This window comes from Rhizobium sp. NXC14 (assembly GCF_002117485.1).
Classification (GTDB): Bacteria; Pseudomonadota; Alphaproteobacteria; order Rhizobiales; family Rhizobiaceae; genus Rhizobium.
In genome coordinates, this window is the sequence record NZ_CP021031.1 from 449,727 (window position 1) to 475,926 (window position 26,200).

The 26,200-nt window shown below is 62.7% G+C and carries 19 protein-coding genes and 5 pseudogenes; 20 read left to right on the forward strand and 4 right to left on the reverse strand.

What is annotated here, in order from left to right; genetic code table 11:
- Nucleotides 1–341: 341 nt before the first annotated feature.
- Nucleotides 342–872: an FMN reductase gene (msuE, locus tag NXC14_RS23930; protein WP_041679112.1), complete on the reverse strand. Its 531-nt coding sequence runs from the start codon at nt 870–872 to the stop codon at nt 342–344.
- Nucleotides 873–1,773: 901 nt separating this feature from the next.
- Between msuE and NXC14_RS23935 the strand changes: the two are divergent.
- From NXC14_RS23935 to NXC14_RS23955, 6 genes and pseudogenes are all read left to right on the forward strand, one after another.
- A pseudogene (locus NXC14_RS23935) lies at nt 1,774–1,969 on the forward strand (hypothetical protein).
- A 147-nt stretch (nt 1,970–2,116) separates the two neighbouring features.
- Nucleotides 2,117–2,652: pseudogene (gene panD, locus NXC14_RS23940) on the forward strand (aspartate 1-decarboxylase).
- Between the two features lie 275 nt (nt 2,653–2,927).
- On the forward strand, nt 2,928–3,098 hold the full coding sequence (locus NXC14_RS33140; RefSeq protein WP_198175544.1) for a hypothetical protein: 171 nt from the start codon (nt 2,928–2,930) through the stop codon (nt 3,096–3,098).
- Between the two features lie 191 nt (nt 3,099–3,289).
- The gene (locus tag NXC14_RS23945; protein WP_245362194.1) at nt 3,290–4,279 is read left to right on the forward strand and encodes a DUF3991 and toprim domain-containing protein; all 990 of its coding nucleotides are present in this window, start codon (nt 3,290–3,292) and stop codon (nt 4,277–4,279) included.
- Nucleotides 4,280–4,402: 123 nt separating this feature from the next.
- The gene (locus NXC14_RS23950) at nt 4,403–5,002 is read left to right on the forward strand and encodes a DUF1419 domain-containing protein (RefSeq protein ID WP_085780529.1); all 600 of its coding nucleotides are present in this window, start codon (nt 4,403–4,405) and stop codon (nt 5,000–5,002) included.
- A 272-nt stretch (nt 5,003–5,274) separates the two neighbouring features.
- On the forward strand, nt 5,275–10,368 hold the full coding sequence (locus NXC14_RS23955; RefSeq protein ID WP_085780530.1) for an N-6 DNA methylase: 5,094 nt from the start codon (nt 5,275–5,277) through the stop codon (nt 10,366–10,368).
- Nucleotides 10,369–10,622: 254 nt separating this feature from the next.
- Here the strand turns inward: NXC14_RS23955 and NXC14_RS23960 are convergent, their stop codons facing one another.
- Nucleotides 10,623–11,693 carry a phospholipase D-like domain-containing protein gene (locus NXC14_RS23960; protein ID WP_198175545.1) on the reverse strand — a complete coding sequence of 357 codons (1,071 nt, stop codon included), beginning with the start codon at nt 11,691–11,693 and terminating at the stop codon, nt 10,623–10,625.
- Here NXC14_RS23960 and NXC14_RS23965 point away from each other — a divergent pair.
- The 7 genes and pseudogenes from NXC14_RS23965 (at nt 11,662) to NXC14_RS24005 (ending at nt 18,866) form a co-directional block, all read left to right on the forward strand.
- Nucleotides 11,662–11,985 carry a hypothetical protein gene (locus NXC14_RS23965; protein ID WP_157131491.1) on the forward strand — a complete coding sequence of 108 codons (324 nt, stop codon included), beginning with the start codon at nt 11,662–11,664 and terminating at the stop codon, nt 11,983–11,985. The genes NXC14_RS23960 and NXC14_RS23965 overlap by 32 nt on opposite strands.
- A gap of 726 nt (nt 11,986–12,711) precedes the next feature.
- Nucleotides 12,712–14,496 carry a ParB N-terminal domain-containing protein gene (locus tag NXC14_RS23975; protein WP_085780533.1) on the forward strand — a complete coding sequence of 595 codons (1,785 nt, stop codon included), beginning with the start codon at nt 12,712–12,714 and terminating at the stop codon, nt 14,494–14,496.
- Between the two features lie 92 nt (nt 14,497–14,588).
- The gene (locus NXC14_RS23980; RefSeq protein WP_085780534.1) at nt 14,589–15,065 is read left to right on the forward strand and encodes a hypothetical protein; all 477 of its coding nucleotides are present in this window, start codon (nt 14,589–14,591) and stop codon (nt 15,063–15,065) included.
- Nucleotides 15,062–15,934 (forward strand): annotated as a pseudogene (locus NXC14_RS23985) (hypothetical protein); the annotation flags it as partial. The gene NXC14_RS23980 and the pseudogene NXC14_RS23985, both read left to right, overlap by 4 nt.
- A gap of 54 nt (nt 15,935–15,988) precedes the next feature.
- Nucleotides 15,989–16,284: pseudogene (locus tag NXC14_RS23990) on the forward strand (hypothetical protein).
- 770 nt (nt 16,285–17,054) lie between these two features.
- Nucleotides 17,055–17,642, forward strand: a complete 588-nt coding sequence (locus tag NXC14_RS24000; protein WP_085780536.1) for a hypothetical protein — start codon at nt 17,055–17,057, stop codon at nt 17,640–17,642.
- 300 nt (nt 17,643–17,942) lie between these two features.
- A complete protein-coding gene (locus NXC14_RS24005) occupies nt 17,943–18,866 on the forward strand; it encodes a zincin-like metallopeptidase domain-containing protein (protein ID WP_085780610.1) in 924 nt (307 codons plus the stop codon).
- Between the two features lie 8 nt (nt 18,867–18,874).
- Here the strand turns inward: NXC14_RS24005 and NXC14_RS33145 are convergent, their stop codons facing one another.
- Nucleotides 18,875–19,051, reverse strand: a complete 177-nt coding sequence (locus tag NXC14_RS33145) for a hypothetical protein (protein WP_198175546.1) — start codon at nt 19,049–19,051, stop codon at nt 18,875–18,877.
- 444 nt (nt 19,052–19,495) lie between these two features.
- Between NXC14_RS33145 and NXC14_RS24015 the strand changes: the two genes are divergently transcribed.
- From NXC14_RS24015 to NXC14_RS24025, 3 genes are all read left to right on the forward strand, one after another.
- Nucleotides 19,496–19,804, forward strand: coding sequence for a DUF736 domain-containing protein (locus NXC14_RS24015; protein WP_020923344.1), 309 nt, complete (start codon nt 19,496–19,498; stop codon nt 19,802–19,804).
- Between the two features lie 323 nt (nt 19,805–20,127).
- Nucleotides 20,128–20,292: a hypothetical protein gene (locus NXC14_RS33150; protein ID WP_198175547.1), complete on the forward strand. Its 165-nt coding sequence runs from the start codon at nt 20,128–20,130 to the stop codon at nt 20,290–20,292.
- A gap of 321 nt (nt 20,293–20,613) precedes the next feature.
- Nucleotides 20,614–21,105: a hypothetical protein gene (locus NXC14_RS24025; RefSeq protein ID WP_085780537.1), complete on the forward strand. Its 492-nt coding sequence runs from the start codon at nt 20,614–20,616 to the stop codon at nt 21,103–21,105.
- Nucleotides 21,106–21,442: 337 nt separating this feature from the next.
- Here the strand turns inward: NXC14_RS24025 and NXC14_RS24030 are convergent, their stop codons facing one another.
- Nucleotides 21,443–21,721, reverse strand: a complete 279-nt coding sequence (locus NXC14_RS24030) for an HU family DNA-binding protein (protein ID WP_085780538.1) — start codon at nt 21,719–21,721, stop codon at nt 21,443–21,445.
- Nucleotides 21,722–22,229: 508 nt separating this feature from the next.
- On the opposite strand from NXC14_RS24030, the pseudogene NXC14_RS33620 reads away from it, so the two are divergent.
- From NXC14_RS33620 to NXC14_RS24050, 4 genes and pseudogenes are all read left to right on the forward strand, one after another.
- Nucleotides 22,230–22,394: pseudogene (locus tag NXC14_RS33620) on the forward strand (cytochrome P450); the annotation flags it as partial.
- Between the two features lie 81 nt (nt 22,395–22,475).
- Nucleotides 22,476–23,678 (forward strand): cytochrome P450, encoded by a 1,203-nt coding sequence (locus tag NXC14_RS24040; protein WP_085780539.1) that lies wholly within the window; start codon nt 22,476–22,478, stop codon nt 23,676–23,678.
- Between the two features lie 91 nt (nt 23,679–23,769).
- Nucleotides 23,770–25,371 carry a cytochrome P450 gene (locus NXC14_RS24045; protein WP_085780540.1) on the forward strand — a complete coding sequence of 534 codons (1,602 nt, stop codon included), beginning with the start codon at nt 23,770–23,772 and terminating at the stop codon, nt 25,369–25,371.
- Nucleotides 25,358–26,200: an SDR family oxidoreductase gene (locus NXC14_RS24050; protein ID WP_085780541.1), complete on the forward strand. Its 843-nt coding sequence runs from the start codon at nt 25,358–25,360 to the stop codon at nt 26,198–26,200. Before NXC14_RS24045 ends, NXC14_RS24050 begins: the two co-directional genes overlap by 14 nt.

The following is a 26,200-nucleotide window of genomic DNA, read 5'->3' on the forward strand; positions in this document are numbered from 1 at the left end:
TTCATGGGTATTCGCGCTTACTATTGGGGTTTATTGGACTGTCGTAATGTCAGACACCGTCCAAGGTAAAAACTGAGTTGTTAGAATACGTTAACGAATATTTCGGGCGGTTCGGTCGTTCAGGAAATTCTCGTTGGCCGCTAACGAGTTGCCGGATAGCGGCCCGACTGGGAACACCTGCCAAACCATGTACGACCGCGGCGGAACTGGACCTTCGAGACCATTGGGCGGATTGGATCCGTCAAGCAAATTGCGAAAGCTCTCTGTGGGCGTTGAGTGTCAAGAACGACGAATACTCCCGGGACAATAAAGTCCATTTCGGCGGCGATTGCTGCGTCTGATTATCCTATCGCACAGGCTGCCTCCTCCACAGCCCTGCCGACGCGCATGCGGATGGGCTCGGAAATCACCTCCCCATTGCCGAAGTCATTACGAGTGGCATAGATTGCGGTCGGCATCGCAAGCGCTTCAAAGAACCCGAACAGAGGGCGCAACTGATGTTCGACAACAAGCGAATGACGCTCACCTCCGCCCGTTGCGGCGATGATGATGGGCTTACCCCTCAAAGAGGTCGGGTCGAGCAAATCAAAGTAATGTTTGAATAGCCCGGTATAGCTACCCTTGTAGGTGGGTGAGCCTACGACCAAGGCGTCTGCTTCCAGCATCTGGTCCACGACCCCGCGCGCATGAGCATTGAGGTCGTCCAGCCGCTTGGCTTTCAACAGTGAAGGTCCAAGGTCATCGACATCGACGCACTGCGCCAACCCGCGCATCTTGAGTGCCAGTTGCCCCACAATGTGCTCGACGAATGAGCGCGTCGTGGATGGACGTGTTATGTTCCCTGAGAAGCCAAATATCTTCGTTTGCGGCATGTGAATATCCAAAAGCTGAGCAGCTACAAGTCATCTAACTCTAACGTTCATCCCCTACGGAAAGGAGGGGGCATAGGGTCGTCACCGAAATCGCCGGATTGCGCGAGCGATCGATCCAGGCGATCGACGATCTCGGCGCAGTGATCAGGTTGAGATTCTGAAGAACGATCGGATGCATCATGCCGAGTGTTAGGGTGGCGCCTCTTGGTCGTGATCAAGATGATCCGCCCGGCCAGGGTGCGCCAAGAGACTCGATCCTTTGGCATATGCCGTTAAGCGCCTTCCACTTGACGCGCGGCATCTCGGCAAGATGGGGTTCTTCCTTATCCGTAACGGGCGCCACGTGCCCTTCCGGCAGCAACCGCGAGCGCAGCTTCCGTCCGGCTAAATCGGCGAACACAGTGTTGGACACCGACGCGACCGTAGATTCGCGCGTGCTGACGATGGCACCGGTCTTTGGGCCGTGTTCCTTGCATGGCGTCGGGTTTCCATGCATCTGCCAGCCACTCCGACACCGGCTGGTAGCCGACACCCACAATCCCGAACATTCCCTTGCGTTCCCTCCCATGTCGGTCACAATGCCTTCACGCAAGTCTCGTGAGGCTGGAGCGAGCGAGCTGCATCACTCTGTGGATCGCCACGACCGGCGCGAGCCAGCGCAATGGAGAACTCGGCGGTACAGTCCTGTTCGGACGCACGCGATTTCATCAAATCCAGCGCTTTCCTAATCGCACTCGACTATTTAGAAAAATTGATTTTTTGGATCACACCTATTCACGACGTGGATTATAGCTTGTGTCGCCCCGTTTCAGTGCATGTTCGAATCGGCCTCTCCTCGCGGTCACCCGGGCCTTCTGAGGGCCTTCGAGCCGGAATTGGCCCGCTCCGAAGGAGCCCTCACATGTCGCACGACCTTTCCCTCACCCAGTCCCACGTTTTCCAGCTCTCCCGCGACCTGATGGTCCCCGTCACCCTCTTTACCGTCGATAGCGATTACGATGCCCTGCCGTCCGACCACGATCTTTGAGATCGTCCATGACTACACGCCTGGACATCGAGCCGGCGGTGAAGTGAGGAAAGTGTTAACCACGCCTTGATGCAGATATGCGTATCATTTCCTGGAAATGATCTATCAAAATATATATGAACTTCATTGTCCGAAACATACCCCCGGCGCAGCTCTGGACCTATCGACGAACGGTTTAGCTTTTGCCCGACGAAGACGCCGCACAGCAGGAGAGCTCTTGGAAAAGTATGTCAGCGCCAAACTCCACGGCATCAGGGTCACCGATGCGAAGCTCAACTATCACGGCTCGATCACGATCGATGCCGAGTTCTGCCGCGCGGTCGGCTTCAAGCCGCTGGAATATGCCGACATCTGGAACAAGATGTCGGGAGCGAGGTTCAGCACCTACGTTCTTTACGGCGAGGCCGGCTCCAGATGCTGCATCTCAACGGAGCTGCGGCGCGAACATGCCAACAAGGCGACGAGATCATCATCGCCTCGAGCATGTTCTGCGAAATCGACGACATTATAGATCATAAACCTCGCGTCCTGGTCTTCGGTCCCGGAAACGAGATCATCGACCGCATTACCTACGAGGTTTTCCGTCGACCAGATGGCGCGCTCGACTTGGCCGTGAAGACCGAGACGTTGGAGAGCGAGTACGGCTTTCCGGCCTCTCTCACGCAACGGCGCCTGAAACTTCGCAGTAGGCTGGCAGCACGGTTCTGTCCGCTTCGGCTCTCGGTCGAAGCTTCTGCCGGCGATTTCTTGTGAAACCCGGACTGCGACCGGCACTGCGCGATGGTGCGGCTGAGGTGGCGAGACTTCGGCCGTGTGTTCGTGGCGTCAGGCATTCTTCGAAGCGGCCCAATCCCGCTCTCTTGTGATGGCGTCCTGGCCCGGTTCCGGATCTTCCAGGATCAACCCGCAAGGGGTCCGCTAGCCAAGCTGCGGCCGCTTCCGCTTCGCGTCGCGGTGATCGCGCCCGTTCCCGGGCCTTCTGAGGAGCCATCGAGCGGGAATTGGCCCGCTCCGACGGAGCCTCTCACATGTCGGACGACCTCTCGCTCGCCCAGTCCCGCGCATTCCAGCTCTCCCGCGACCTGATGGTCCCGGTCACCCTCTTCACGGTCGACGGCGAATACGGCGTCCTGCCGTCCGACGAAATCGACGCCGACGACGATCTTGAGATCGTCCATGAGTACACGCCTTGGCATTGAGCCTGCGGCATGGCCTTGCGATGTGCCGCTTGCGAGCGGCAGGCCGCAAGGGAGGCTTCGCCGCGGCCTAGCTTGCACGATTGCCCAATTGCCAGCCGCGCCCTTGCGGCCCTTGCTCTTCGCGGCCGCTGAAGCGGCGGACGGATAGGGCTATCGGATTGGAGGCGATCGCTCTCGCGATCGGAAGCAAAATGGAAAGAAGAGAAATAGAGAGGCTGCGCGACGAGGTAAGTTGCGCCGCGGTGCTGGAGCAGGCCGGGTTTGCAATCGACGCCAAGGAAAGCACCCGGCGGGCGGTGAAGTACCGCCGCCGCAGCGAGATTGTCATCGTGACGCATGAGGGGCATGGATGGTTCGATCCGCTCAGCGACGCGAAAGGCGATGTGTTCGGGCTGGTCGAGCACCTTGGCCGTGTCGGCTTTCCGGCCTGCGTCGAGAAGGTCGCGGCGCTAGTGGGTTTCGAAATTACCCAGCCTGATTGGCAAAGCGGCATTGCGGACCGGCAATCCGACCTCTCCCTTTCCGATCGCTGGCAAACGCGCCGCTGCCCGTGGCCGGGCTCATCGACCTGGCGATACCTGCGTGACGAGCGCTGCCTTCCGACGGCTCTCGTTCGCAAGGCGATCGAACGCAATCTTCTGCGCGAAGGTCCGCAAGGCAGCATGTGGGCCGCCCATACGAACGAGGCAGGCATCGTGACCGGCTGGGAAGCGCGCGGTCCGCAATATCGCGGTTTTGCCACCGGCGGGACGAAGATCCTGTTCCGTCTCGGCGCGAAAGCAGCTGTGCGTCTCGCCGTCACGGAAGCTGCGATCGACGCCATGAGCCTGGCGGCAATCGAGAGCGTGCGTGACGGCACGCTTTATCTCAGCACAGGCGGCGGCTGGTCGCCGGCCACCGCTGCCGCCCTGAGTAGGCTGGCGTCAGAGCCAAGCGTCCAGCTTGTCGCTGCCACCGACGCCGATCCTCAAGGCGACATGTTTGCCGAGCGGTTGCGCGAACTTGCCGACGAGGTCGGATGTGACTGGGTTCGGCTTCGCCCGCCCGAAGAGGATTGGAACGAAATTCTGAAGCTCCGCGCGAAGCGGCGCAGCGAGAAACCGAAATGGAAGGAGGAGGGAATGGGGGAGAGGCCTGCCGCATGCGCACCGCCCGCGTCAAGGGAGGCTTCGCCCGGCTGAAGCCGGCCCTGGACCCGAGCGGCTGGATGCCGGCGACAGGCAAGGGGTCATGAAGGACTGAAGAAGATGGCAGGGTCGAGAGGGCCCTGCCGCGCTTCGTCCGCTCAGCCCAAGGAGCCGCAGATGACCTCTTCCGTCCGCAAGGTGTTTCAAAGCGTCGCAAGCCGCCAGCAGATGTTTCGCATGTTCGACCGCCATGGCCAGCGCCCTGATCGTCACGATGGCGACGGCACGCCGCTTTACGCGGGCGAATGGTTTGAAATCGCTGAGGCCGCGCACGATTACATGTTCGAGGTCCTGCCGCCGCTCTGGATCCGCGGCTCCATGTTTGCGATGCGGGAATTTTTGACCGGCTCGGTGACGTCAGTATTCTTCGCACTGCGTATCGACGGGGCGATCCGGTACTTCCACGGCTATTGCGACCTTTCCGACAAGGCTTCGGTCGAGGCCATGCGTGTCGCAATCGTCGAGCGGGAAAGCCGGCCTCTCTGCGCGATGACATGTCAGGAGCGCCTCGAGCATATCTGGAGCATCACGGCCGACGATTACCGAGGCTATGCCGGTTCGCGTTGGCCGGCGGAGGCACGGGGCAAGAGAACAGTGCTCATCTATGGCGGCAAAGAGGGCAGCTTCCTGAAGCTGCTCGACGATCTCACGGACGACGAGATCGCCGCCAAGCTGCCGGTGCAACTGCGATATCGACCCATAACCTTCGCCACATGAGAGATCGGCGCCGGGCGATTTCGCCTGATCGTATCCCTGCGCGGCGATCATCCGCCGATATCACCGCTGCCGGCAATCCGCGGCGGTGATGCAGGGCGCCCCGGCCCACGCTGGTCTCGGGTGCGTCAAGCATATGGCCATGGTGAAGCGCGTCAGCGCTTCGCCGAGCTTAGCCGACGGCAGCGGACGCCTTCGCTTCATCCACCATTGCGAGCCTCCTGCTGTCTTGCGCGACAGGAGAACGACGCTCGCGCCGTCACCAGGAGCTTTCAATGAGCAACGACCCCTTCACCCTCGACATCTTCGCCGGCGGCGCTCAGTCGTCCGGCCTCGGCATCGGCGTCACGGCCTTTGGCGGTTTTGCCGCCAATGACGACGACCCGGATCCGACGCCGCCCGCCCCAGCCCCCGGGTGGGCCCTCCCGCCTGCGATACGTAGAGAGCAATACAAGCAAGGAGCGCGCGCCAACTTCTACCTCGACAACGGCGATCGCGATCTGGCCGCGACCTGGAAGGAACGAGCGCGCCAGAACATTGCGGCCATCCTCACAGCCGGTGAGATCGAGAAGCAGGATCGGCCGGCCACGCGCGAGGCGCAGGCCAGACTGATCCGCTTCACCGGGTTCGGCAGCTCCGAGCTTGCCAACGGCATGTTCCGCCGTCCGGGTGAGACCGGTTTTCGCAGCGGCTGGGAAGATCTCGCAGCTTCGCTGGAGGCATCGGTCACGGAAAGCGACTATGCCTCGCTCGCCCGCTGCACCCAATATTCCCATTTCACTCCTGAATTCATCATCCGCGCGGTCTGGGCAGGCCTGCAGCGCCTCGGCTGGCGCGGCGGCCGGGTGCTGGAACCGGCGATCGGGACCGGCCTGTTTCCCGCTCTGATGCCAGTTGACTATCGTGATTGCAGCTATGTCACCGGTGTCGAGCTCGATCCGGTGACCGCCCGCATCGCGCGACTGCTGCAGCCGCGCGCGCGGATCATCAACGCGGACTTCGCGCGCACCGACCTGAATGCGATTTACGATCTTGCTATCGGCAACCCGCCCTTCTCCGATCGGACGGTTCGTTCCGACCGGCACTATCGCGCGCTCGGTCTCAGGCTGCACGACTATTTCATCGCGCGGGCGATCGATCTCCTGAAACCTGGCGGGCTCGCCGCCTTCGTCACCAGTGCCGGCACCATGGACAAGGCCGACCGCACCTGCAGGGAGCATATTGCAAAAACTGCCGACCTGGTCGGCGCCATCCGCTTGCCGGAGGGCAGTTTCCGGAGAGAAGCCGGCACAGATGTCGTCGTCGACATCTTGTTCTTTCGCAAGCGCAAGACGGGCGAAGCCGCAAACGATCTTGGGTGGCTTGATTTGGAGGAATTCCGCCCAGCGACAGCGGAGGACGGAGCGATCCGCGTGAACCGCCGGTTCGCGCAGCGTCCGGATACTGTGCTCGGCGATCATGCCCTGGCCTCCGGCCCCTTCAGCGAGACCTATACCTGCGTGGCGCGCCCGGGCGAAGGCTTGGAACCGGCGCTTCATGCGGCTATCGAGCGTCTTCCGGAGGGCATCTACGACGGCGAACCGACCGAAATCGATCTCGATCTCGAAGACGAACTGGCGGAAATCCTCGATCTGAAGCCTGACCAAAGCCGGATTCGGGAGGGCAGCTTCTTCCTCGACAACAGGCACGGCCTGATGCAGATGATCGATGGCGGACCGGTCGCGGTGAAAATGCGCAATGGCCGCAGCGCCGACGGCATTCCGGATAAGCATGTCCGGATCATCAAGAAGCTCGTTCCGATCCGAGACGCAGTGCGCGAGGTGCTGAAGGCCCAGGAACTGGATCGTCCGTGGCGCGAGTGCCAGGTGCGACTGCGGATCGCCTGGTCGAGTTTCGTGCGCGATTTCGGGCCGATCAATCATACGACAGTCTCGATCATCGAGGATTCCGGCGAGGTTCGCGAAACGCATCGCCAGCCGAATCTCCAGCCCTTCCGAGACGATCCCGATTGCTGGCTGGTCGCCTCCATCGAGGACTATGACCTCGAAACCGACACCGCCAGGCCGGGAGCGATTTTTTCCGAACGCGTTATCGCGCCCCCGTCCCCGCCGGTCATCACCTCGGCCGCCGATGCCTTGGCGGTCGTCCTCAACGAGCGCGGTCGTGTCGACCTCGACCACATCGCCGAACTCCTGCATCGCGACACCGACGCCGTTCGCGACGAGCTCGGCGATACGATCTTTCGCGATCCCGCCGAGGGCTCCTGGCAGACCGCGGACGCCTATCTCTCCGGCGCCGTGCGCACGAAACTCGCCGCCGCAAAAGCCGCGGCCGAGTTGGATCCCGGCTATGAGCGCAATGTCCGTGCGCTGCAGGCGGTGCAGCCCGCCGATCTGCGTCCCTCTGACATCACCGCTCGATTGGGTGCACCCTGGATTCCGGCGGCCGATATCGTCGACTTCGTGCACGAGACTATGGGCGCCGAGATCAGGATCCACCACTTGCCGGAGCTCGGCTCGTGGACGGTTGAGGCGCGGCAGCTCGGATGGACAGCGGCCGGCACATCGGAATGGGGCACCGACCGGCGTCACGCCGGCGAGCTGCTCGCCGATGCGCTGAACAGCCGGGTGCCGCAGATCTTCGACGTGTTCAAGGACGCAGACGGCGAGCGGCGGGTGCTGAACGTCGTCGATACCGAAGCGGCCCGCGACAAGCTGCAGAAAATCAAGCAAGCCTTCCAGAATTGGGTCTGGACCGATCCCGATCGTACCGACTGGCTGGCGCGGGTCTACAACGACCGCTTCAACAACATCGCGCCCAGGCGCTTCGACGGCTCTCATCTCCAACTCCCCGGCGCCTCTGGCACCTTTGTTCTTTATGGGCATCAGAAGCGTAGCATCTGGCGCATCATCTCGTCGGGAGCGACCTATCTCGCGCACGCCGTCGGCGCCGGTAAGACGATGACCTTGGCGGCGGCTATCATGGAACAGCGCCGCCTTGGACTGATTGCCAAGGCAATGCTGGTGGTGCCGGGCCATTGCCTGGCGCAGGCGGCGCGCGAATTCCTGGCGCTCTATCCGAACGCCCGCATTCTCGTCGCCGACGAGACGAATTTCTCGAAGGACAAGCGAGCTCGCTTCCTGTCCCGCGCCGCAACCGCAACCTGGGATGCAATCATCATCACGCACTCGGCATTTCGGTTCATCGCCGTGCCGCCGGCCTTCGAGCAACAGATGATCCAGGACGAGCTGGAGCTCTATGAGGATCTGCTGACAAAGGTCGACAGCGAGGATCGGGTCTCGCGCAAGCGGCTGGAGCGGCTCAAGGAAGGTCTGAAGGAACGGCTGGAGGCGTTGTCGACCCGCAAGGACGATCTGCTGACGATCTCTGAAATCGGCGTCGACCAGATCATCGTCGATGAGGCGCAGGAATTCCGCAGGCTTTCCTTCGCCACCAACATGTCGACGTTGAAAGGCATCGATCCGAACGGCTCGCAGCGTGCCTGGGACCTCTACGTCAAGTCCCGTTTCATCGAGACGAAAAACCCCGGCCGGGCTCTGGTTTTGGCATCCGGCACGCCGATCACCAATACGCTCGGCGAGATGTTCTCGGTGCAACGGCTGCTCGGGCACGCCGCACTGGCCGAACGCGGCCTGCACGAATTCGACGCCTGGGCCTCGACCTTCGGCGACATGACGATCGAACTCGAGATCCAGCCGTCGGGCAGATACAAGCCTGTCAGCCGCTTTGCTTCCTTCGTCAACGTGCCGGAACTGATCGCCATGTTCCGCAGCTTCGCCGACGTGGTAATGCCCGAGGATCTCCGTGACTACGTTAGGGTGCCCAACCTTTCCACCGGCCGGCGGCAGATCCTGACCGCCAAGCCGACGCAGGCTTTCAAGAACTATCAGACCATCCTCGACGCCCGTATCAAGGCGATCGAAATGCGCGAGGGGCCGGCGCAGCCCGGCGATGACATTCTGCTCTCCGTCATCACCGATGGGCGCCATGCCGCCATTGACCTCCGCCTGGTCGACCGCGACAGCGAGAACGAGCCGGAAAACAAGCTCAACCTGCTGGTCCAGAACGCCTTCCGTATTTGGCAGGAGACGTCACAACGGACCTATCTGCGGCCGGACGGCAAGCCGTTCGATTGGCCCGGGGCGGCGCAGATGATCTTTTCCGATCTCGGCACCATCAATGTCGAGAAGACGAGAGGCTTTTCAGCCTATCGATGGATCCGCGACGAACTCGTCCGGATGGGCGTTCCGCCCGCCGAAATCGCCTTCATGCAGGACTACAAGAAGACCGAGGCGAAACAGCGTCTGTTCGCCGACGTGCGCGCCGGCAAGGTCCGCTTCCTGATCGGCTCTTCAGAGACCATGGGGACCGGCGTCAACGCGCAGCTTCGTCTCAAGGCGCTGCATCATCTCGACGTTCCCTGGCTTCCCTCGCAGATCGAACAGCGCGAGGGGCGGATCGTCCGCCAGGGCAATCAGCACGATGAGGTCGATATCTTCGCCTATGCCACCCAGGGCTCGCTCGACGCCGCGATGTGGCAGAACAACGAGCGCAAGGCCCGCTTCATTGCCGCGGCACTCTCCGGCGATACGTCGATCCGCCGGCTCGAAGACCTCGGCGAAGGGGCCGCGAACCAGTTCGCCATGGCCAAGGCGATCGCGAGCGGTGACGAACGGCTGATGCAGAAGGCGGGGCTCGAGGCCGACATCGCCCGGCTTGAACGGTTGCGCGCCGCTCACGACGACGATCAATATGCCGTGCGCCGGCAGATCCGTGATGCCGAGCGCGACATCGAGGTTTCGATTCGGCGTATCGGCGAGATTGCCAGGGACATCGAACGGCTCATACCGACTGCTGGTGATGCCTTCATGATGGTGGTCAAGGGCGAAACCTATGAGGAGCGTAAGCTTGCCGGCCGGGCGCTGATGAAGGAAATACTGACCCTCGTCCAGCTCCAACAGGAGGGTGATGTCGCCATTGCTTCGATCGGCGGCTTCGATCTGATCTATTCCGGCGAGCGGTTCGGTAAGGGCGACGGCTATCACTACGCCACCCTTCTCCAGCGTACCGGCGCCACCCAGGAGGTCGATCTCGCCGTCACCGTGACGCCGATCGGTGCGATCTCGCGGCTGGAGCACGCGCTTACCGGGTTTGACGATGAACAGGCGCGGTATCGGCATCGACTGCATGAAGCCGAGCGGCGTCTTGGCTCCTATCGCTCGCGCGAAGGCGGCGTATTCGCATTTGCAGATGAGCTTGCCGACAAGCGCCGGCAGCTTCGAGACGTTGAGGAGGAATTGGCGACTGTGGCGCGGGAGGAAGCGGCGGACGAGCCAAAGGCAGCTTGACCTTCGAGGCAGGCCCATTGCCGACTTTTTGTATGCGATGCAGCATGTGCATAGCTGCATTGTACAATAAATGACTTCCGTCTGCTCAAAAAACGTCCATACTGTTCACAGCTGATGCACATGGCGGCCTCTCCTCCCAGTGCCGCCGCAGCAGCTGTTCCCCTCTGGAGGTTTATTGACCTTCACACTTCATGGGCCGCGGTATCCGCTGGCCCATTTTTTTATGTCGGTCGGCCTCCCGGGTAGACCCGGCTTCACGCCTCGGGACGCCAGAAGGCCAGCATCCGTTTCGTTTCGCCCGTGGTCCGCCGGCGCTGCCATTGGGGATCGCGCGACAGATACTGAAACGGATCCCTGTCTTCGCGCTCGGCTTCTTCCAGATAGGCTCGCCAGCGATAGTGGTTATAGGTCTGGACCGCATTGATCGCGTAGTGCATCGCGATCTCTTTTTGACCGCGGATCACGATGAAGTTCTCGTCATTGTCGCGGCTCGCCGACTTCGAAAAGTTGTGAGATCCGGTGACGACGACGGGGTCGTCGCTGAAAGGATCGATCACCAGCACCTTAGAGTGGGTGATGGCGTGGCCGATGCTGTTCCGGAACTCGTTCGCGGTCCCTTCCACCGCCCACCGGCCGACGGACATGTCCACGCCGGTTGCCTGAACGGTATCCAGGAAGAATTGCTCTGGGACCTTCTTCAGCAACTTGAAATCTTCGAGCCCGTTGCTGGTCAATTGCGTCGCGACGCCACGCACATAGAGATCCTTCTCGCTTTGCATGCGAAGGAGCGTTCGCACCGGTTCGTTGCCCGGCTGGAACATGACGAAGAACACGCCCTGACGCGCGCCCTTCACCAGTTCGATCAGTTCCTTGATGTCGATCTCTCTGCCGAGCTTGGAAAACCAGCTGTCCACCTCGGCTGCTCCGAGAGCAATGCCGCGCTTCGGATTGTTGTTGGACTCCAGCAGGGCGTCCGTGAAGCCGTTGCCGGCACCCTTGAGGAGCTCGAACTGCGCCTCGAAACGCCGAGCGAGTTCGACATTCTCAATGAGGATGCCGTTGTTAAGCTGGGTGCATAGGCCGGTGGGCGTCCAGTTGAAGCTACCTGTCCACACCTTTGCGGCATGAAACTGATCTCCCTCCCGCTCGCCAATGACGACGAACTTGTTGTGCGCAAGCCCGTCCGGCGCCAGGAACCGGTCGTGTATGACGCAGCCCGCGGTTTTGAGGCGGGCGCGAGCGTCGGCGTTTTCGTCGTCGCCATCTTTCTTGACGCTTCCGTGCAAGGACGATATGAGCGCGACTGCCGATGGCGACCAGGCCATCAAGCAGTTCTTCATCGCTGAGTTCGTAAAGAGCTGCGTGAAGCTCAAGCTGAGGCGCGCGCTCTACTTCGCTCATCATCGCAACGACAGTTTCGCGGAGCGTCCCGCCGAGAAAATTGCGGACGCTTCGGTCGACTTCCTGGCTGATGATGACGGCTTTTTCCTTGAGTTCCTGAAGGGTTACCCCCTTCTCCTTCATGTAGCGCGCCATAAACTGGGAGAGCACAAAGCCACGATTGAAATGGACGCTCACCCCGTCTCCGCAATCTGCCGTCAGCCGCAGTGTCGGTGACCAATCGCTTGTCGGCCCGTCCGTCAATATTCCGTCGGCCCCGACGACCCGTGCAATGACGCGGTAGGAGATTACGTCTCCGAGATCGGCGGCATGATCGGTCCAGTCGTAGCGCTGAAACGGCCATATGTCTGACGGGCGCGACCTGTAGCGCTCCCCATGCGGATCGTCTTCGATATCATCTTCGAACCCGACGCGATTTGACAGGAATTTCGGCTCGGCCTCGCCTCGCTTGCACTCAATCGCGAACCCCAGACACCCGTCAATGTCGTCCTGATGGGACCACACCAGGTGAACGTCGTCCGCATTGGAAAATACCTTCAACGCGATTTCTGACATCAGAGTCCTCTCCCTCGTTCGACCGCCTCAAGCGGATCGCCAGCACCATCGTCACGTCAATGTATAAGCAAGGAATAGTTGTGCGCGTGTGACAGTGCGTTACTTTGAAGCGGATTTGAAGAAGGAATATTGAGAAGCGGAAAGAAGAGAAAAATCCCGTCGCAGAGCAGTCGGCCGGGCGCCGCTGACGCTGAACCGCGCCGCTCGCAATCGCGGCCACTCGTCCTTCGCAGGGCTGGCAGCCCAGCTCGTCCTTCGCGGCAGCAATGCTCGGCCGCAGTTGCAACCGGCCGCCCGCTCGGCGCTGCGGGTGGTGTCTTCGAAAAGAATGAAGACGCGAGAAGGGCAGGCAGAGGGCCGTGTCCAGTCCCCGAAAAGGAACATCCCATGCAACTGATGAAGGTTGATCCGCGTGCGCTGAAGGACAATCCCGACAACACGCGCCAATCGAAGTCGACGCCGCAGGCCGACGCCCTGCTTCTGGCGACGATCAAAGCCGTCGGCGTAATCCAGCCGCCGGTCATTTTCCCGGAAGCAGGCGGCAACGGTTACGTCATCGAAGCCGGTCACCGGCGCACTCGGATGGCGATCGCCGCCGGTCTCGAGGAAATCGACGTGATCGTCGTCGAGGCGGCGAACGACAACGGCGCCATGCGCTCGATGGTCGAGAACATCGCGCGTGAGCCGCTCAATCCCGTCGACCAATGGCGCGGCATCGAGCGGCTGGTCGCGCTCGGTTGGACCGAGGAGGCGATCGCCGTGGCGCTTGCCCTCCCCGTCCGCCAGATCCGCAAGCTCCGTCTGCTCGCCAACGTGCTGCCTGCCATGCTCGACCAGATGGCGAAGGGTGATATGCCGAACGAGCAGCAGCTCAGAACGATCGCGGCCTCATCCTCCGAGGAGCAGAAAGAGGTCTGGAAAGCCCACAAGCCGAAGAAGGGCGATACGGCAGCCTGGTGGCAGATCGCCAACGGCCTCTCGAAAACCCGCATGTACGCTCGCGATGCAAGCTTCGGCGACGATCTTCGCCTGGCTTACGGTATCGAGTGGGCGGAGGACCTGTTCGGCCCTGCCGACGAGGACAATCGCTACACCACCAATGTCGAGGCGTTCCTCGGCGCCCAGCAGGAGTGGATGGCGAGCAACCTGCCGAAGAAGGGAGCGATCGTCGAGGTCAACAATTGGGGCCAGCCGGACCTGCCGAAGAAGGCCGAGCGTGTCTACGGCAAGCCAGGCAAAGGCGATTGCACCGCGATGTATCTCGATCGCGAGGGCAAGGTGCAGAGCGTGCACTACCGAATGCCGGAGGTCAGGAAGTCCGCCGGTCAGACCGGCACGGCAGCCGTTGGGGTGGAGGAGGACAACGACGAGGCGGTGGTCGCCGGAAAGACAAGACCAGACGTCACGCAGAAGGGCTTCGACATGATCGGTGATTTCCGGACCGATGCGCTGCATGAGGCGCTGGCCCGCGCGCGGATCGAGGACGACATGCTGATGGCGCTCCTGGTCATGGCCTTCGCCGGCACCAATGTCCGAGTCGATTCCGGCGCCAACGATACCGTGTTTGGGGCGAAGCGGTTCCAACGTCACGTCGCGCGCCTCTATTCCGCGGACGGCAGGTTGTCGTTCGACATGGACAACGTGCGCGCCGCCGCCCGCTGCGTGCTCATCGACGTGCTGTCTTGCCGCCGTGGCATGTCGAACAGCGGCGTCGTCTCGCGGATCGCCGGCGTGGCGATCGGCGCCGACGGTTTCCTGCCGAATATGGGAACAGAGGATTTCCTTCTGTGCCTGTCGCGCCAGGCGCTGGAGACCGCGGCAAAAGAGGCCAACGTCCAACCTCGGCCGCGGGTCCGCGAAACCCGCGCAGCCCTCGTCGACCACTTCGCATCGACTGAGGCAACCTTCGTCCATCCGGCGGCGCTGTTTGCGCCTGACCTGAAGGACATCGCCGATCTCCTCAAGCATGGCGATTGCTTCGATGAGGAGATTGGCACGATGGAAGAGGCGACGGGCGATATCGGAGGCGATGTGCAGCCGGACGCTCGCGACGACGCCGTCAGCTCGGATGCAGCGGATCTGGATCACCAGGATCCTGACGCTGACGCTGTGACGACAACTGATGACGCCTCCGACGAGGAGGAAACCGCCTACGGGATCGCGGCGGAATAGCTGACCCTCTTCTCCGCATGATCTTCCGCCGCCGGCCGCCCCGGCGGCGGTTTCGTTTCCACCACCACCAAACTCAAAGGAGGATGCGCCAAATGTCCGCGTCTCTCATCTATGACCTCGCCCCTGTTGGTTCCATCGTCGCCTGGTCGGATGGCACCCCAAGACCGCCCGAGCGTTTCAGCAAGAAGCTCGCCGCCTGGAAGACCCGGAACGGTCAGGGCCGGCTGATCCGCAAGGAGGGCGAACGCAGCCTCGGCGCCACCAGCCTGTCGCCCAATTTTACGCTTCACGAGGGCGATCTCGGCGCAGATGCCGTGATCGCCATCCGCATCCACCGCACCTTCTCGCTAGACAACACGCTGACATTCAAAGTGATCGAGCGGCCGCCGCTCGGATCGGTTCGCGTCTTCGATCACGCCGGCGTCAACGCCGAGCTCGTGCATCTCGCCGTCAATCAGCTCGCGGCCGAGGAATGGCTCTCCCGACATGGCTATCCCCACGCCGTTCTCGAGGAGGTGAACGCCGACGAGGTCGCCGCCGATCACGTCGAAGGGAGGGCTGCGGCATGAACCCGGCACGCTCGCTCCAAACAGAGGTCTCCACCCCTGAAACTTTAGGGGTGGAGTTCGGCACAGCTGCGGATAGCATGGCGGTCGCACGTATCGGCGATCTCGTCTTCACAATGGTTCTCGCCGGTCACGGGCAATATTTGCTCGCCAGTGCATGGCGCGTGTCGCGGCCGCTTGCCGCGCTGAAACGCGATGATTTCTATTCCCATCATGGCGCGCTCGCGGACGAAGCGGCGTTTCGCGACCGCACGATCGAACAGGCGGAACATAGCCGCGAGTTGGGGTTGCTTTCCCGACAGAGCGTGCCAATGACCTGCAGCACCCCTTGGGGTGCGTCGCAGAGCGCCACCGTCTACGCCGACGGCATCGTCTCCCACACGACGGCTGGCCATCGCGGCTTCCAGTTGTCCTCCGCTCGCAATGCCAGGGTCCATCCGAGGCTGAGGGCAGACGGCGGCTGGTACGAGGAGGATGCCGCCTGGGCGGTCGTCGCACTGACCTTCCCGGACCTGTTCACGGCGTACGAACGAAAGTGCGCGGACAGGACGATCCGCGACATTTGGCCGGATGCCTGGAAGGCGATCTCCGGTCGCTCCCTCGCACCCGGCGAGTCCTACGGGAAGGATGCCCGATCCTTCGCGCGGAAGCACGCTGGCGATTGGATCGTCATCTCGGCGCTGCGGTCAGACCATCACCCCGGCATGACCGAGGTGATCGCCACCATCGGCGGCAAGCCCGGCGAGCGCGTGAAAGAGCGTCGCTTCCTGGTGCCAAGCGATGAGTATGCAATCGTGCGCTTCGGCTTTGTCATCGATGAGGCAAGGCATGCAGCCTATGACGGCCCCTCCAGCTTCGCCGGTTGGCGCGGGGGGGGGAAAAGGCTGATGGTCAATTGCGAACGACAGGCCGGCGAACTTGCCAGAATGGAAGCGGCGCGGCGAAAGACACAGCACCAGCTCGATCTCATCGACCGGCAGATTACGCGCCGCATGACAGCGCTCATTCCGCAGCTTGGTGGACGCCAGGCCGGCTACCGCCGAGCAAGCCGTCGGAGCCGGGTGCCTTCCTCGAACGCTACCGCGCGAGCCTGGCAGCTCTGACGGCTGAACGTCAGGCGGAAGTCGATGCGCTCACGCGAAAACTTGCCCGGCAGGACGCGGCGATCAAGGCATTTCGGGTGCGAGTACGCATCGCAACAGCCCGGAGGGCGTTGCCATGAGCACGATCGGAGATCGGGAGCGAAAAGCCGGTATCGGCACATCGCCAGCTGAGAGAATCGCATTCTGGCGCCAGTTCCATCACCTCGAGGCGAAGCCTGCCTCAATACAGGGGTTGCGGAACTCAGGCGTCTGATCGCGGCCAAGGAAGCAGTGTCCGATGCCTCGCCAAAGACGCGTGTTGCCCGTTGTCGCCGTGAAGTGATGCCGCCCCCGACGGCGGATCAGCAAGCGGCGCTTCAGGCTTATGCCGCCAGGCATGGCCGCCGCTGGAAATCCATCCTCAGCAATGCGTGGGTGGGCGGTCCGCCGCATGATGACGGCGGTGTGTTGCGCGGCCTTCGCAACTCGCACGGTCCGACCTGGCTGCAATTCTACCGGTTGCCCAAGCCGCCCGAGCGGTAGGCAAGCATTCACGCCCGGCGAGTGGGAAGACGGAGTTTTCGGGGGAGCCTCTCGTTTCCTTTCGAGGACGTCGTCTTCCTCTCCACGCCGGATTGCCCTTCGGCTTTGCTGCGGTCTGAACCGGCGGCCGGCGTTTCAAGGCCGCTGTCGCGCCGCGGTGCGGCCGGACCCCGCCGTCCTTCTCGGAGCAGGCTGGCGTGCTCCGTCGAGGGCAGGCTTGCCCTCTTCGCACGCAAACCGGCTCCGCTCGTCCAGGTGGGGCCGGACCCTGAAGCACCGGTCTTTCCGCCGGTTCGGGTTGACCGCACCGAAGGGCAAGCCGGCATGGGGCCGCAGCCGCTTCGGATGACCTCGAAAGGAAACGACCATGGCCAAGCCCACATCCTCTCCTCGCCAATCCGCACGCGTCGTGCAACTGCGCAAGGGCGCCACCGTCGAAATGGTCCGGCTAACATGCCCCGACGCCGCCCAGGCGCTGAAGATCGCCGAGAGTTTCGGGACCGCCGTCGTCGACAGCGACGGCATCCGCGACCTGCATGAGCGCCTGATCCTCGAGACAGCCGATGCGCTCGCCGATGGCCTTGGCGACAAGGCCATGCAGATCCACCTGCAGCGGATCGTCGGCGCGTATGTCGGTTCTGCCCATGGCGCCGGCCAGTTCTACAGCCGCGCCGTCACCGAGGCGCGCGATGCCACGGCCAAGGCCGCCAACGATGCCCGTGACGAGGACCTCGACGGCCCCGTCGGCTATGACAGCGCCGCCCAGCGCAAGCGGGAGTTTGCCGCCGACATGGGTATCCAGGCCCATTCGCTCAGGATGGCGGCCGAAGGCGCTGTCGCTGCCTATGCTAAGGTCATCGGCGAGACCTGGAAGCCTTTCGACCGGCCGGTCGAGCAGCCGGGCCATTCGCTGAGCCGCAAGGCCGCCGAAGCGCAAATCTCAGCCTTCGATTAGACGCCTCGGGCGGGGCTCCGCCCCGCTTTTCAGTCGACACAACAACGGCCGGTTCCATGGCGGGACCGGCCTTTTTCGTGTCGCGGAGGCGGAAACGAGCAAACTAAAATGAAGCCGATGGCGCGCCCGCCGCGGCCCGTTCCGCTCGTCGGGTCTGCAGGAGCCGCCGGCCGACGCAACGGCTTTGCCGTCCTCCACTTCGTTGCGGCCGTTCCGGTGCATCCGCCGGCTGCCTTGCTCCTGCCCTTGCCCCTCCGCAACGGGCCGCGACAGGCGCGGCCTCGAAACGGAGATTTTGATATGAGCAGCACAGAAAATCAGCGGGGCGATCTCTACAGCCGCATCACCGACAAGATCATCGAAGATCTTGCGAAGGGCGTGCGGCCCTGGATGAAACCATGGAATTCGGCGAACACGGCAGGCCGCATTACCCGGCCGCTGCGTTACAATGGGCAACCCTATTCTGGCGTCAACGTGCTGCTGTTATGGTCGGAGGGCATCGCACGAGGTTATACGTCATCCACATGGATGACGTTCAAGCAGTCCCTGGAACTGGGCGCCGCGGTCCGCAAAGGCGAGACCGGCACGACCGTCGTCTTCGCCAGCCGTTTCACCAAGTCCGAAACCGACGGGAACGGCGGCGAAGTCGAGCGGGAAATCCCCTTCCTGAAGGCGTACAGTGTGTTCAACGTCGCACAGATCGACGGACTTCCCGCCCAATATCATCACCGGCCAGCGCCGCCTCCAGATCCGGTCGAGCGCATCGAGCATGCCGATCGGTTCTTCCGCAACACCGGTGCTTCTGTTCGCCACGGCGGCAACCAGGCCTTCTTCTCGCCGGCCGCCGATCTCATTCAGATGCCGCTGTTCGAGAGCTTCAAGGACGCTGCAAGCTACTATGCAACCCTCAGTCACGAGGTGACCCATTGGACCGCGCCGGACCACCGTGTCGGCCGCGACCTCAGCCGCTACGCCAAAGACCGGACTGAGCGTGCTCGCGAGGAATTGATTGCCGAGCTCGGCAGTTGCTTCCTTTGCGCCGACCTTGGCATTGTTCCCGAGCTCGAACCCCGACCCGATCACGCGTCCTATCTCGACTCCTGGCTCAAGGTCCTGACCGACGACAGACGGGCGATCTTCCAGGCGGCAGCGCATGCGCAACGGGCCGTGACGTTCCTGCATTCGCTGCAGCCCGACGCAGCCGACGAGCGCCTTGCTGCATGAAGACTTTGTCAGCGCCGGTCGTTGGCCTCGCCAGCGGCCGGCAACTCTCGGCCGTCGGTCGCGGCGGGCGTGTCACGATCAGCCGCAAGATCCAGTTTGCCCCAGATCGAGGTTTTCCGGGCGATCGGCTTGACCTTCCGGGACGGCTTGATTTCGACGATAAACGGCATTGTCTGCTGACGCATAGATCCTCCAGACGACGAATCCCGAGGCGCGACGATAGCGCGGAGAGCGGGCAATGCAACGCCCCACGCTCGGTGGTTCTGCGAGGTTTGGGTCTGGCATGTGGACAGGACAGCGGACCGGTCATTGCAGCGTTCGGGGAGAGGGACGGGCCGCCATAGCCTATCCCTTCGATCACAGCGCCGGGCCACGACCTTCGCGGGCTCGATGAGGCATGTCTGATCGAAGACCGGCTTCGCCTCGATCGTCTTCCCGCAACGGCCTTGCGAAAACTTTCTTCCCCTGAGCGCGATGCGCTCATTCCTCGCGGAACAACAAAGCTTCTCCTGGCCGCCCTACATTTCATTTCGGCCTTTCAGGTGCGGTCCGATCGTCCTCGATCCTTGCGACAGCCATCGAGGCCGCGATGGGCGCGGCCCGATAACAGCGAAAAAAGGAATACGACAATGGCAACCATCGGCATCTTCACCACCTCCGAAACCGGCTTCAACGGCTCCATCCGCACGCTCGCCCTCAACGTCAAGGCCCGCATCGCCCGCATCGAAAACCCCTCCGATAAGGGCCCGCACTTCCGCATCTATGCAGGCAATGTCGAACTGGGTGCGGCCTGGCAGAAGCGCTCCGAGCAGGACCGCGACTACCTCTCGGTCAAGCTGGACGATCCGAGCTTCCCCGCTCCGATCTACGCAACGCTCACCGAAGTCGAGGGCGAAGACGGCTACCAGCTGATCTGGTCCCGCCCCAACCGGGACTGAGACCCGGACAAGGCCCCGCCGCAAAGGCGGGGCCGAACTGGGATAGAGACAAGCCGGCGGCAGGCATCGAGCCTGCTGCCAGCTTTTTTCAGTGCAATACGGAGAGGGACTATTGTCTGCTCAGATCGGGCTATCGTGCCGGGAGAAAATGCCGGCGTCAAAGGACACGCGGTTCCCCCAATTTTGCCTCCGCTTCGTACCTGCGCTCCAACAAAATCGGATCCCCCACGCGCCGGCTCCGTCGGTCGCTGCCGCGCTCCTTGACCCCGTCATCTTCTCCCGCCTCGCGCTCTCGTCTTTCACGAACTCAAGGAGATGAGACGATGACGATCGAACAGCACATCGAAGAACTGCGGGCTGAACTGAAGAACGCCTGCGATGCCGCCGAGCGTCGCCAGATCGAGGTAGAGCTTGAATTCGCGCAAGCTGATCTTGCCGTGGCGCTTGCCGAACAGGATGGTTCGATCGTTGCCGAGCCGCCTTTCTGAGGCGGCTCTTTCTACGGCGCGTGGAGCCGGTTCGCCGGATCGACCGGCTTCTCGGCTGTCAGGGATTTCACCCCTCGACACTCCTGCCGGCTCACGCCGGACACGGTCGCGGCCCCTTCTGGCCCGCGGGTCTCTTCTCTCTCTGACGTCCTATTTTACTCCAGCAAATCCGGCGTCAAGAACGGCGCGGTCTCCCCCAATTTTTCCGCCGCTGCACTCTGGAAAAATCGGCTCCCCCGCTTGCGAGCCGCGTTCCGCGGTCCTTGACCCCTCTTTGCCGGGGAGTGGCCGATCTCCGTCATCAACGAAGGAGATCACATTATGACCATCGATCAGAACCTCATGCTCTACACCAAGCTTGCCGGCTTCCGGCTCGTCGTCCTCGCAAACCGCTTCGGCTGCGATACCGAGTTCTCGCGAGCCCTCCACGACCGCCTGATCGAAGGGCTCGATGCGGCTCACGCTCGCCTCCGCTCCATCATGGCATTGGAGCGCAGCGTTCTTGCCGGCGACGATGAATATGCCGGATTTAGGCTCGAAGGTGAGAGCGAGATGTTCGAGCGCTTCGCCATCAATCTACTCGATGAGCTCGAGATCGATTTGGACACGCACGAATACCGGATCAACGGTGGCGATTGGACAAATGCATCGTCAACGGATTGCGACGGCGCCGAGATGGACTATCCGGGACTGGTCGCGCTGGGCGAGACCGAGCTCGGGTCGCTGGCAGCGATCATCAGGGATATCCACCGGGAAACAGGCATTGCGATTCATGCGGCACGTATCATCGCGATGAGGTGCGAAGGGTCCTGAGTGGACCTTTCCACGATCCCGAATGTTGCAGAAACTAAAGTCCGGATGCGAGAATATCCCCCGCATTATGCGTCTCCCCGCCGATCAAAGGTCAGCCGCGCCCGGTCTTCCACATCCGCTTCGGCCTTGCCAGGTACAACCTGCTTCCCGGTCTGCCGTCGATCCCCGCGATGACGCGATCGACAAGGTGTAACCATCATACACCGTCTCGCCGCCACAGCGCCGATCGTCCAGCGAGGCTCATCAATCCGATCCTGCCGGACCGATTCATATTAGTGGTCGCCGGGCTGGTGACTTTAGGCGCAGGTCGGGCCGGGCCACCGCCCCCAGGCGCGGGCTACGCGTTCATTGCGTCCTTCAGCGCCTTCGCAGGCCGGAAGGTCAGCTTCTTCGCAGCCGCCACCTTGATCGTCGCGCCGGTGGCGGGATTGCGCGCTTCGCGCTCGGGTGTTGTCTTCACCTTGAACTTGCCGAACCCTGGGATTGACGTCTCCGCGCCGGATGTGGCGGCGGTCGTGATTGCGGCGAAGACGGCCTCCACGATCATTTTGCTCTGCGCTTTCGTCAGACCATGGCCGGCGGCAATCTTATCAGCGATTTCATTGGTGTTGGTCATGTCATCGTGCCCTCTTTTGTGATGGCAGACATTTCCACCTGTTTCCGTCGATGTCACGGCTCCAAAGCCATGCAATCCGCACAATCGCCACCATTTTCCACAGCTTGCTGACCGGCAACGTTCAGCCCCGGTTGTCGGAATTGGGACTGGATGTCGGAAACCTGACACCACACGCCGCTACGAAGTGCCTGCTAAGCCTGCGGAATTCACTTCGGCACGCGATTTGCTCTGTTCAAGGCGTCGTCACCAATCTCAGTGCGATGGTCTATGCGACAGGGCGCGCGTCAGTTCGTGCCGATGGTTTGATGGCATTGACTGTGCGCTGGTTGTGAACCGGAAAATATAGGAAAGGTTGGATGCGATCTAGAGTTCTTCTTTTGGGAGCCACAACTATCGCCCTCGTCGCGAGCGGTGCAACCAAAGCGGCAGATGTAGAGCGGGTCGGCGGACCGGTGCGGTCGAAGCTGCTGCGCCAACTCATACCTTCGGCCGATCTGGGGCGACGCGGTTCGATGTCACCCGCACGCACAACCCGCACCTGCCGTTCCGCCAGGGTCCGTATTTTGGCCTGGGCGCCGCTCTGGCGCGCCTGGAATAGGAATATGCCTTCCCCGCGTCGTTCGTGCGGCCGGAGGATCTGGCGCTGGCGATCGCCGCGAAGGACATCGTCTGAATGCTGTCGTAACTCATTTTCTGCCCGCGGCCTGTCCGTCGCCTTCCGCCCCTTCCATGGCGTAGAGAGTAAAGCGTCGCAATGTTAGAACAACCCTTGCCGACGCTGCCGATGTGGCGCGTCGATCATATCGAGCCATCACCTGAGATGCTGGCGCTACGCGCCAAGGGTCCGATCCACCGCGTGCGCTTTCCGTCCGGGCACGAAGGCTGGTGGGTAACGGGCTACGACGAGGCCAAGGCGGTTCTGTCAGACGCGGCGTTCCGGCCCGCGGGAATGCCGCCCGAGACATTCACCCCTGATTCGGTGATTCTGGGTTCGCCGGGGTGGCTGGTCTCTCACGAGGGGGGCAAGCATGCCTGGTTGCGCACGATCGTGGCGCCGGCCTTCAGCAACCGCAGGGTGAAGCTGTTGGCGCAGCAGGTCGAGATGGTTGCCGCGCAGTTGTTCGACACGCTGGCTGCCCAGCCCCAGCCCGCCGACCTGCGGTGCCACCTCTCCTTTCCGCTTCCGGCCATGGTCATCAGCGCGCTGATGGGCGTGCCCTACGAGGATCACACCTTTTTCGCCGGGCTGTCCGACGAGGTGATGACGCACCAGCATGAGAGCGGTCCACGGAGCGCGTCGAGCGTCGCTTGGGAAGAATTGCGAACCTACATTTGCCGCAAGATGCGGGGCAAGCGCGAGGAACCGGGGGACGACCTGCTGACCGATCTGCTCGCAGCGGTCGACCGTGGCAAAGCAACCGAGGAAGAGGCGGTTGGCCTGGCGGCCGGCGTGCTGGTGGCGGGGCACGAGAGCACCGTCGCCCAGATCGAATTCGGCCTGCTGGCAATGCTCCGCCATCCGCATCAGCGCGAACGCCTGGCCCGCGATCCATCCCTGGCGGACAGAGCGGTGGAGGAAATCCTGCGCATGTATTCGCCGGGCGCGGGCTGGGACGGCATCATGCGCTATCCGAGGATCGACGTGACCATCGCGGGCGTGGATATTCCCGCGGAGAGCAAGGTACTGGTGGGTCTGCCGGCGACGTCGTTTGATCCCCGCCATTTCGAGGACCCGGAAGTCTTCGACATCGGGCGCGACCCAAATCCGCACCTGGCGTTCTCCTACGGGCCGCACAATTGCATCGGCGCGGCGCTGGCCAGGCTGGAACTCAAGGTGGTGTTCGGTTCGATCTTCCAGCGCTTTCCCGCGCTGCGCCTGGCCGTGGCGCCAGAAGAACTGAAGTTGCGCAAGGAGATCATCACCGGCGGGTTCGAGGAGTTCCCGGTGCTCTGGTGATGCGCGGAAGCCGCCGGGCATTGCAATCGCCGCAGTTTGCCGGCGCGCCTGGCGCGCGCCGGTCAGATCAGTCAGCCGACAGGTAGCCAAGATGGACGTGCAAGAAACCACGGCAGTATGCAAAGACGCCTTCGCCGAACTGGCGTCGCCCGCGTGCATCCAAAACCCGTATCCATTCATGCGGTGGTTGCGCGAGCACGATCCGGTGCATCGCTCGGCATCGGGCCTTTTTCTGTTGAGCCGTCACGCCGACATCTACTGGGCGTTGAAGGCGACGGGCGATGAGTTTCGGGGACCGGCGCCGGGCGAACTGGCGCGCTACTTCCCTCGTGCGGCGACCAGCCTGTCGCTCAATCTGCTGGCGTCCACGCTAGCCATGAAGGAGCCACCGACGCATACGCGTCTGCGCCGGCTGATATCGCGCGATTTCACCATGCGCCAGATCGACAACCTGAGGCCGAGCATCGCGCGCATCGTCGCAGCGCGCCTGGACGGCATGGCGCCCGCACTGGAGCGCGGAGAGGCGGTGGACCTGCATCGGGAATTCGCACTGGCCTTGCCCATGCTTGTCTTCGCCGAACTGTTCGGCATGCCCCAGGAGGACATTTTCGAGCTCTCCGCCGTCATCAGCACTATTTTGGAAGGCCTGAGCCCGCACGCCAGCGATCTCCAGCTTGCCGCGGCGGACGCGGCCAGTGCCAGGGTGCAGGCCTACTTCGGTGACCTCATACTGCGCAAGCGCACCGATCCCCACCAGGACATCGTGTCGACTCTGGTCAGCGCACACAGCGACGACTCCGACACGCTTTCAGACGCCGAGTTGATCAGCATGCTGTGGGGCATGCTGCTGGGCGGCTTCGCCACCACTGCTGCGACTGTCGATCATGCGGTCCTGGCGATGCTGGCGTATCCCGAACAGCGACACTGGCTGCAGGGTGACGCCACAGGGGTGGAGGCATTCGTTGAAGAAGTACTGCGCTACGAAGCGCCCGCTATGTTCAGCTCCATTCCGCGTATCGCCCAGCGCGACATCGAACTGCGCGGCGTGGTGATCCCGAAGGGCGCGGACGTGCGTGTGCTGATGGCGGCCGGCAATCGCGACCCGGACGCCTTCGCTGATCCCGACCGATTCGATCCGGCGCGATTTCACGGCACCAGGCCTGGCATGTCGAACGACGGGCAGATCATGCTGAGCTTCGGCCACGGCATCCACTTCTGCCTAGGTGCGCAACTGGCCCGTGTGCAACTGGCCGAGAGCCTGCCGCAAATCCAGGCGCGCTTTCCCACTCTGGCATTGGCCGAACAGCCGACCCGGGAGCCCTCCGCCTTCCTGAGGACGTTCCGAGCGCTACCGGTGCGGCTGCACGCGCATGGGGCGGCTGAGGTTCACGTGGTGGTCGACCAGGATCTATGCGGAACCACCGGGCAGTGCGTGCTGACGCTGCCGGGCGCCTTTCGCCAGCGCGAATCGGACGGCGTGGCCGAAGTATCCGTCGCGACGGTCCCGCAGGCGCTGCACGCCGCCGTGCGGCTTGCGGCCAGCCAGTGCCCGGTCGCTGCTATTCGGGTGATCGAAAGCGACGCCGGCAATGACCATCGCACCATCTCCGACTCTGCGCCTTCTCCGGAAGAGGCCGCGCGACCTGAAACGAAAGATCTACGCAATCCAGGAGGGCATGATGGGACGATTTGAAGGCAAGGTGGCCGTGGTGACCGGCGCCGGCGCCGGGATCGGTAAGGCATGCGCCCTCGCCATTGCGCGCGAGGGCGGCAGAGTGGTTGTGGCCGACATTGACGGCTCTGCCGCCATCGTCTGCACCGCGCAGATCGAAGCCGAAGCGGGCCAAGCGCTGGCCGTGGCCATGGACATCGCCGATGCGCAGGCGGTGGCATCGCTGTTCAAGACGGTGGAGCAGCACTTCGGTGGGGTCGACGTGCTTGTTAACAATGCTAGCGCCATGCATCTGACCCTACGTGACCGCGCGATCCTCGACCTGGACGTGGCGGTATGGGACGAGACCATGACGACCAATCTGCGCGGCACCCTCCTCTGCTGCCGGCAGGCCATTCCACAGATGATCGCCCGTGGGGGTGGCGCGATCGTTAACATGTCGTCGTGCCAGGGGCTCAGCGGCGACACGGCACTGACGTCCTACGCCGCGTCAAAGGCCGCTATGAACATGCTGTCGGCCTCGCTGGCCACGCAGTACGGTCACGCGCAGATCCGCTGCAACGCGGTTGCGCCGGGTCTTGTTATGACCGAACGACTCCTCGCCAAATTGGACGAGTGCACGCAACGACATCTACGCCGCCACCAGCTCCTGCCGCATGCCGGCCGCCCCGAAGACGTAGCCGCGCTGGTGACCTTCCTGCTCTCCGACGAGGCTGCGTTCATCACCGGCCAGGTGGTGTGCATCGACGGCGGCATGCTGGCACATGTTCCAACTTACGCCGACGGTGGCAACAGCGGCGCGGCGCGGCCGGCCTATGACGCCGCTGAAGCGGCTGCGGCGGCGCACTGA

Coding starts and splice junctions, on each gene's coding strand:
- NXC14_RS23980 (WP_085780534.1), top strand. CDS start 14,589: ATGTCCGCGTCTCTCATCTATGACCTCGCCCCTGTTGGTTCCATCGTC.
- NXC14_RS23950 (WP_085780529.1), top strand. CDS start 4,403: ATGACCTCTTCCGTCCGCAAGGTGTTTCAAAGCGTCGCAAGCCGCCAG.
- NXC14_RS23960 (WP_198175545.1), bottom strand. CDS start 11,693: ATGGCCTGGTCGCCATCGGCAGTCGCGCTCATATCGTCCTTGCACGGA.
- NXC14_RS24005 (WP_085780610.1), top strand. CDS start 17,943: ATGAGCAGCACAGAAAATCAGCGGGGCGATCTCTACAGCCGCATCACC.
- msuE (WP_041679112.1), bottom strand. CDS start 872: ATGCCGCAAACGAAGATATTTGGCTTCTCAGGGAACATAACACGTCCA.
- NXC14_RS23955 (WP_085780530.1), top strand. CDS start 5,275: ATGAGCAACGACCCCTTCACCCTCGACATCTTCGCCGGCGGCGCTCAG.
- NXC14_RS24045 (WP_085780540.1), top strand. CDS start 23,770: ATGGACGTGCAAGAAACCACGGCAGTATGCAAAGACGCCTTCGCCGAA.
- NXC14_RS24015 (WP_020923344.1), top strand. CDS start 19,496: ATGGCAACCATCGGCATCTTCACCACCTCCGAAACCGGCTTCAACGGC.
- NXC14_RS23975 (WP_085780533.1), top strand. CDS start 12,712: ATGCAACTGATGAAGGTTGATCCGCGTGCGCTGAAGGACAATCCCGAC.
- NXC14_RS33150 (WP_198175547.1), top strand. CDS start 20,128: ATGACGATCGAACAGCACATCGAAGAACTGCGGGCTGAACTGAAGAAC.
- NXC14_RS24030 (WP_085780538.1), bottom strand. CDS start 21,721: ATGACCAACACCAATGAAATCGCTGATAAGATTGCCGCCGGCCATGGT.
- NXC14_RS24040 (WP_085780539.1), top strand. CDS start 22,476: ATGTTAGAACAACCCTTGCCGACGCTGCCGATGTGGCGCGTCGATCAT.
- NXC14_RS24025 (WP_085780537.1), top strand. CDS start 20,614: ATGACCATCGATCAGAACCTCATGCTCTACACCAAGCTTGCCGGCTTC.
- NXC14_RS24050 (WP_085780541.1), top strand. CDS start 25,358: ATGGGACGATTTGAAGGCAAGGTGGCCGTGGTGACCGGCGCCGGCGCC.
- NXC14_RS33140 (WP_198175544.1), top strand. CDS start 2,928: ATGTCGGACGACCTCTCGCTCGCCCAGTCCCGCGCATTCCAGCTCTCC.
- NXC14_RS23945 (WP_245362194.1), top strand. CDS start 3,290: ATGGAAAGAAGAGAAATAGAGAGGCTGCGCGACGAGGTAAGTTGCGCC.
- NXC14_RS24000 (WP_085780536.1), top strand. CDS start 17,055: ATGGCCAAGCCCACATCCTCTCCTCGCCAATCCGCACGCGTCGTGCAA.
- NXC14_RS33145 (WP_198175546.1), bottom strand. CDS start 19,051: ATGCGTCAGCAGACAATGCCGTTTATCGTCGAAATCAAGCCGTCCCGG.
- NXC14_RS23965 (WP_157131491.1), top strand. CDS start 11,662: ATGAGCGCGACTGCCGATGGCGACCAGGCCATCAAGCAGTTCTTCATC.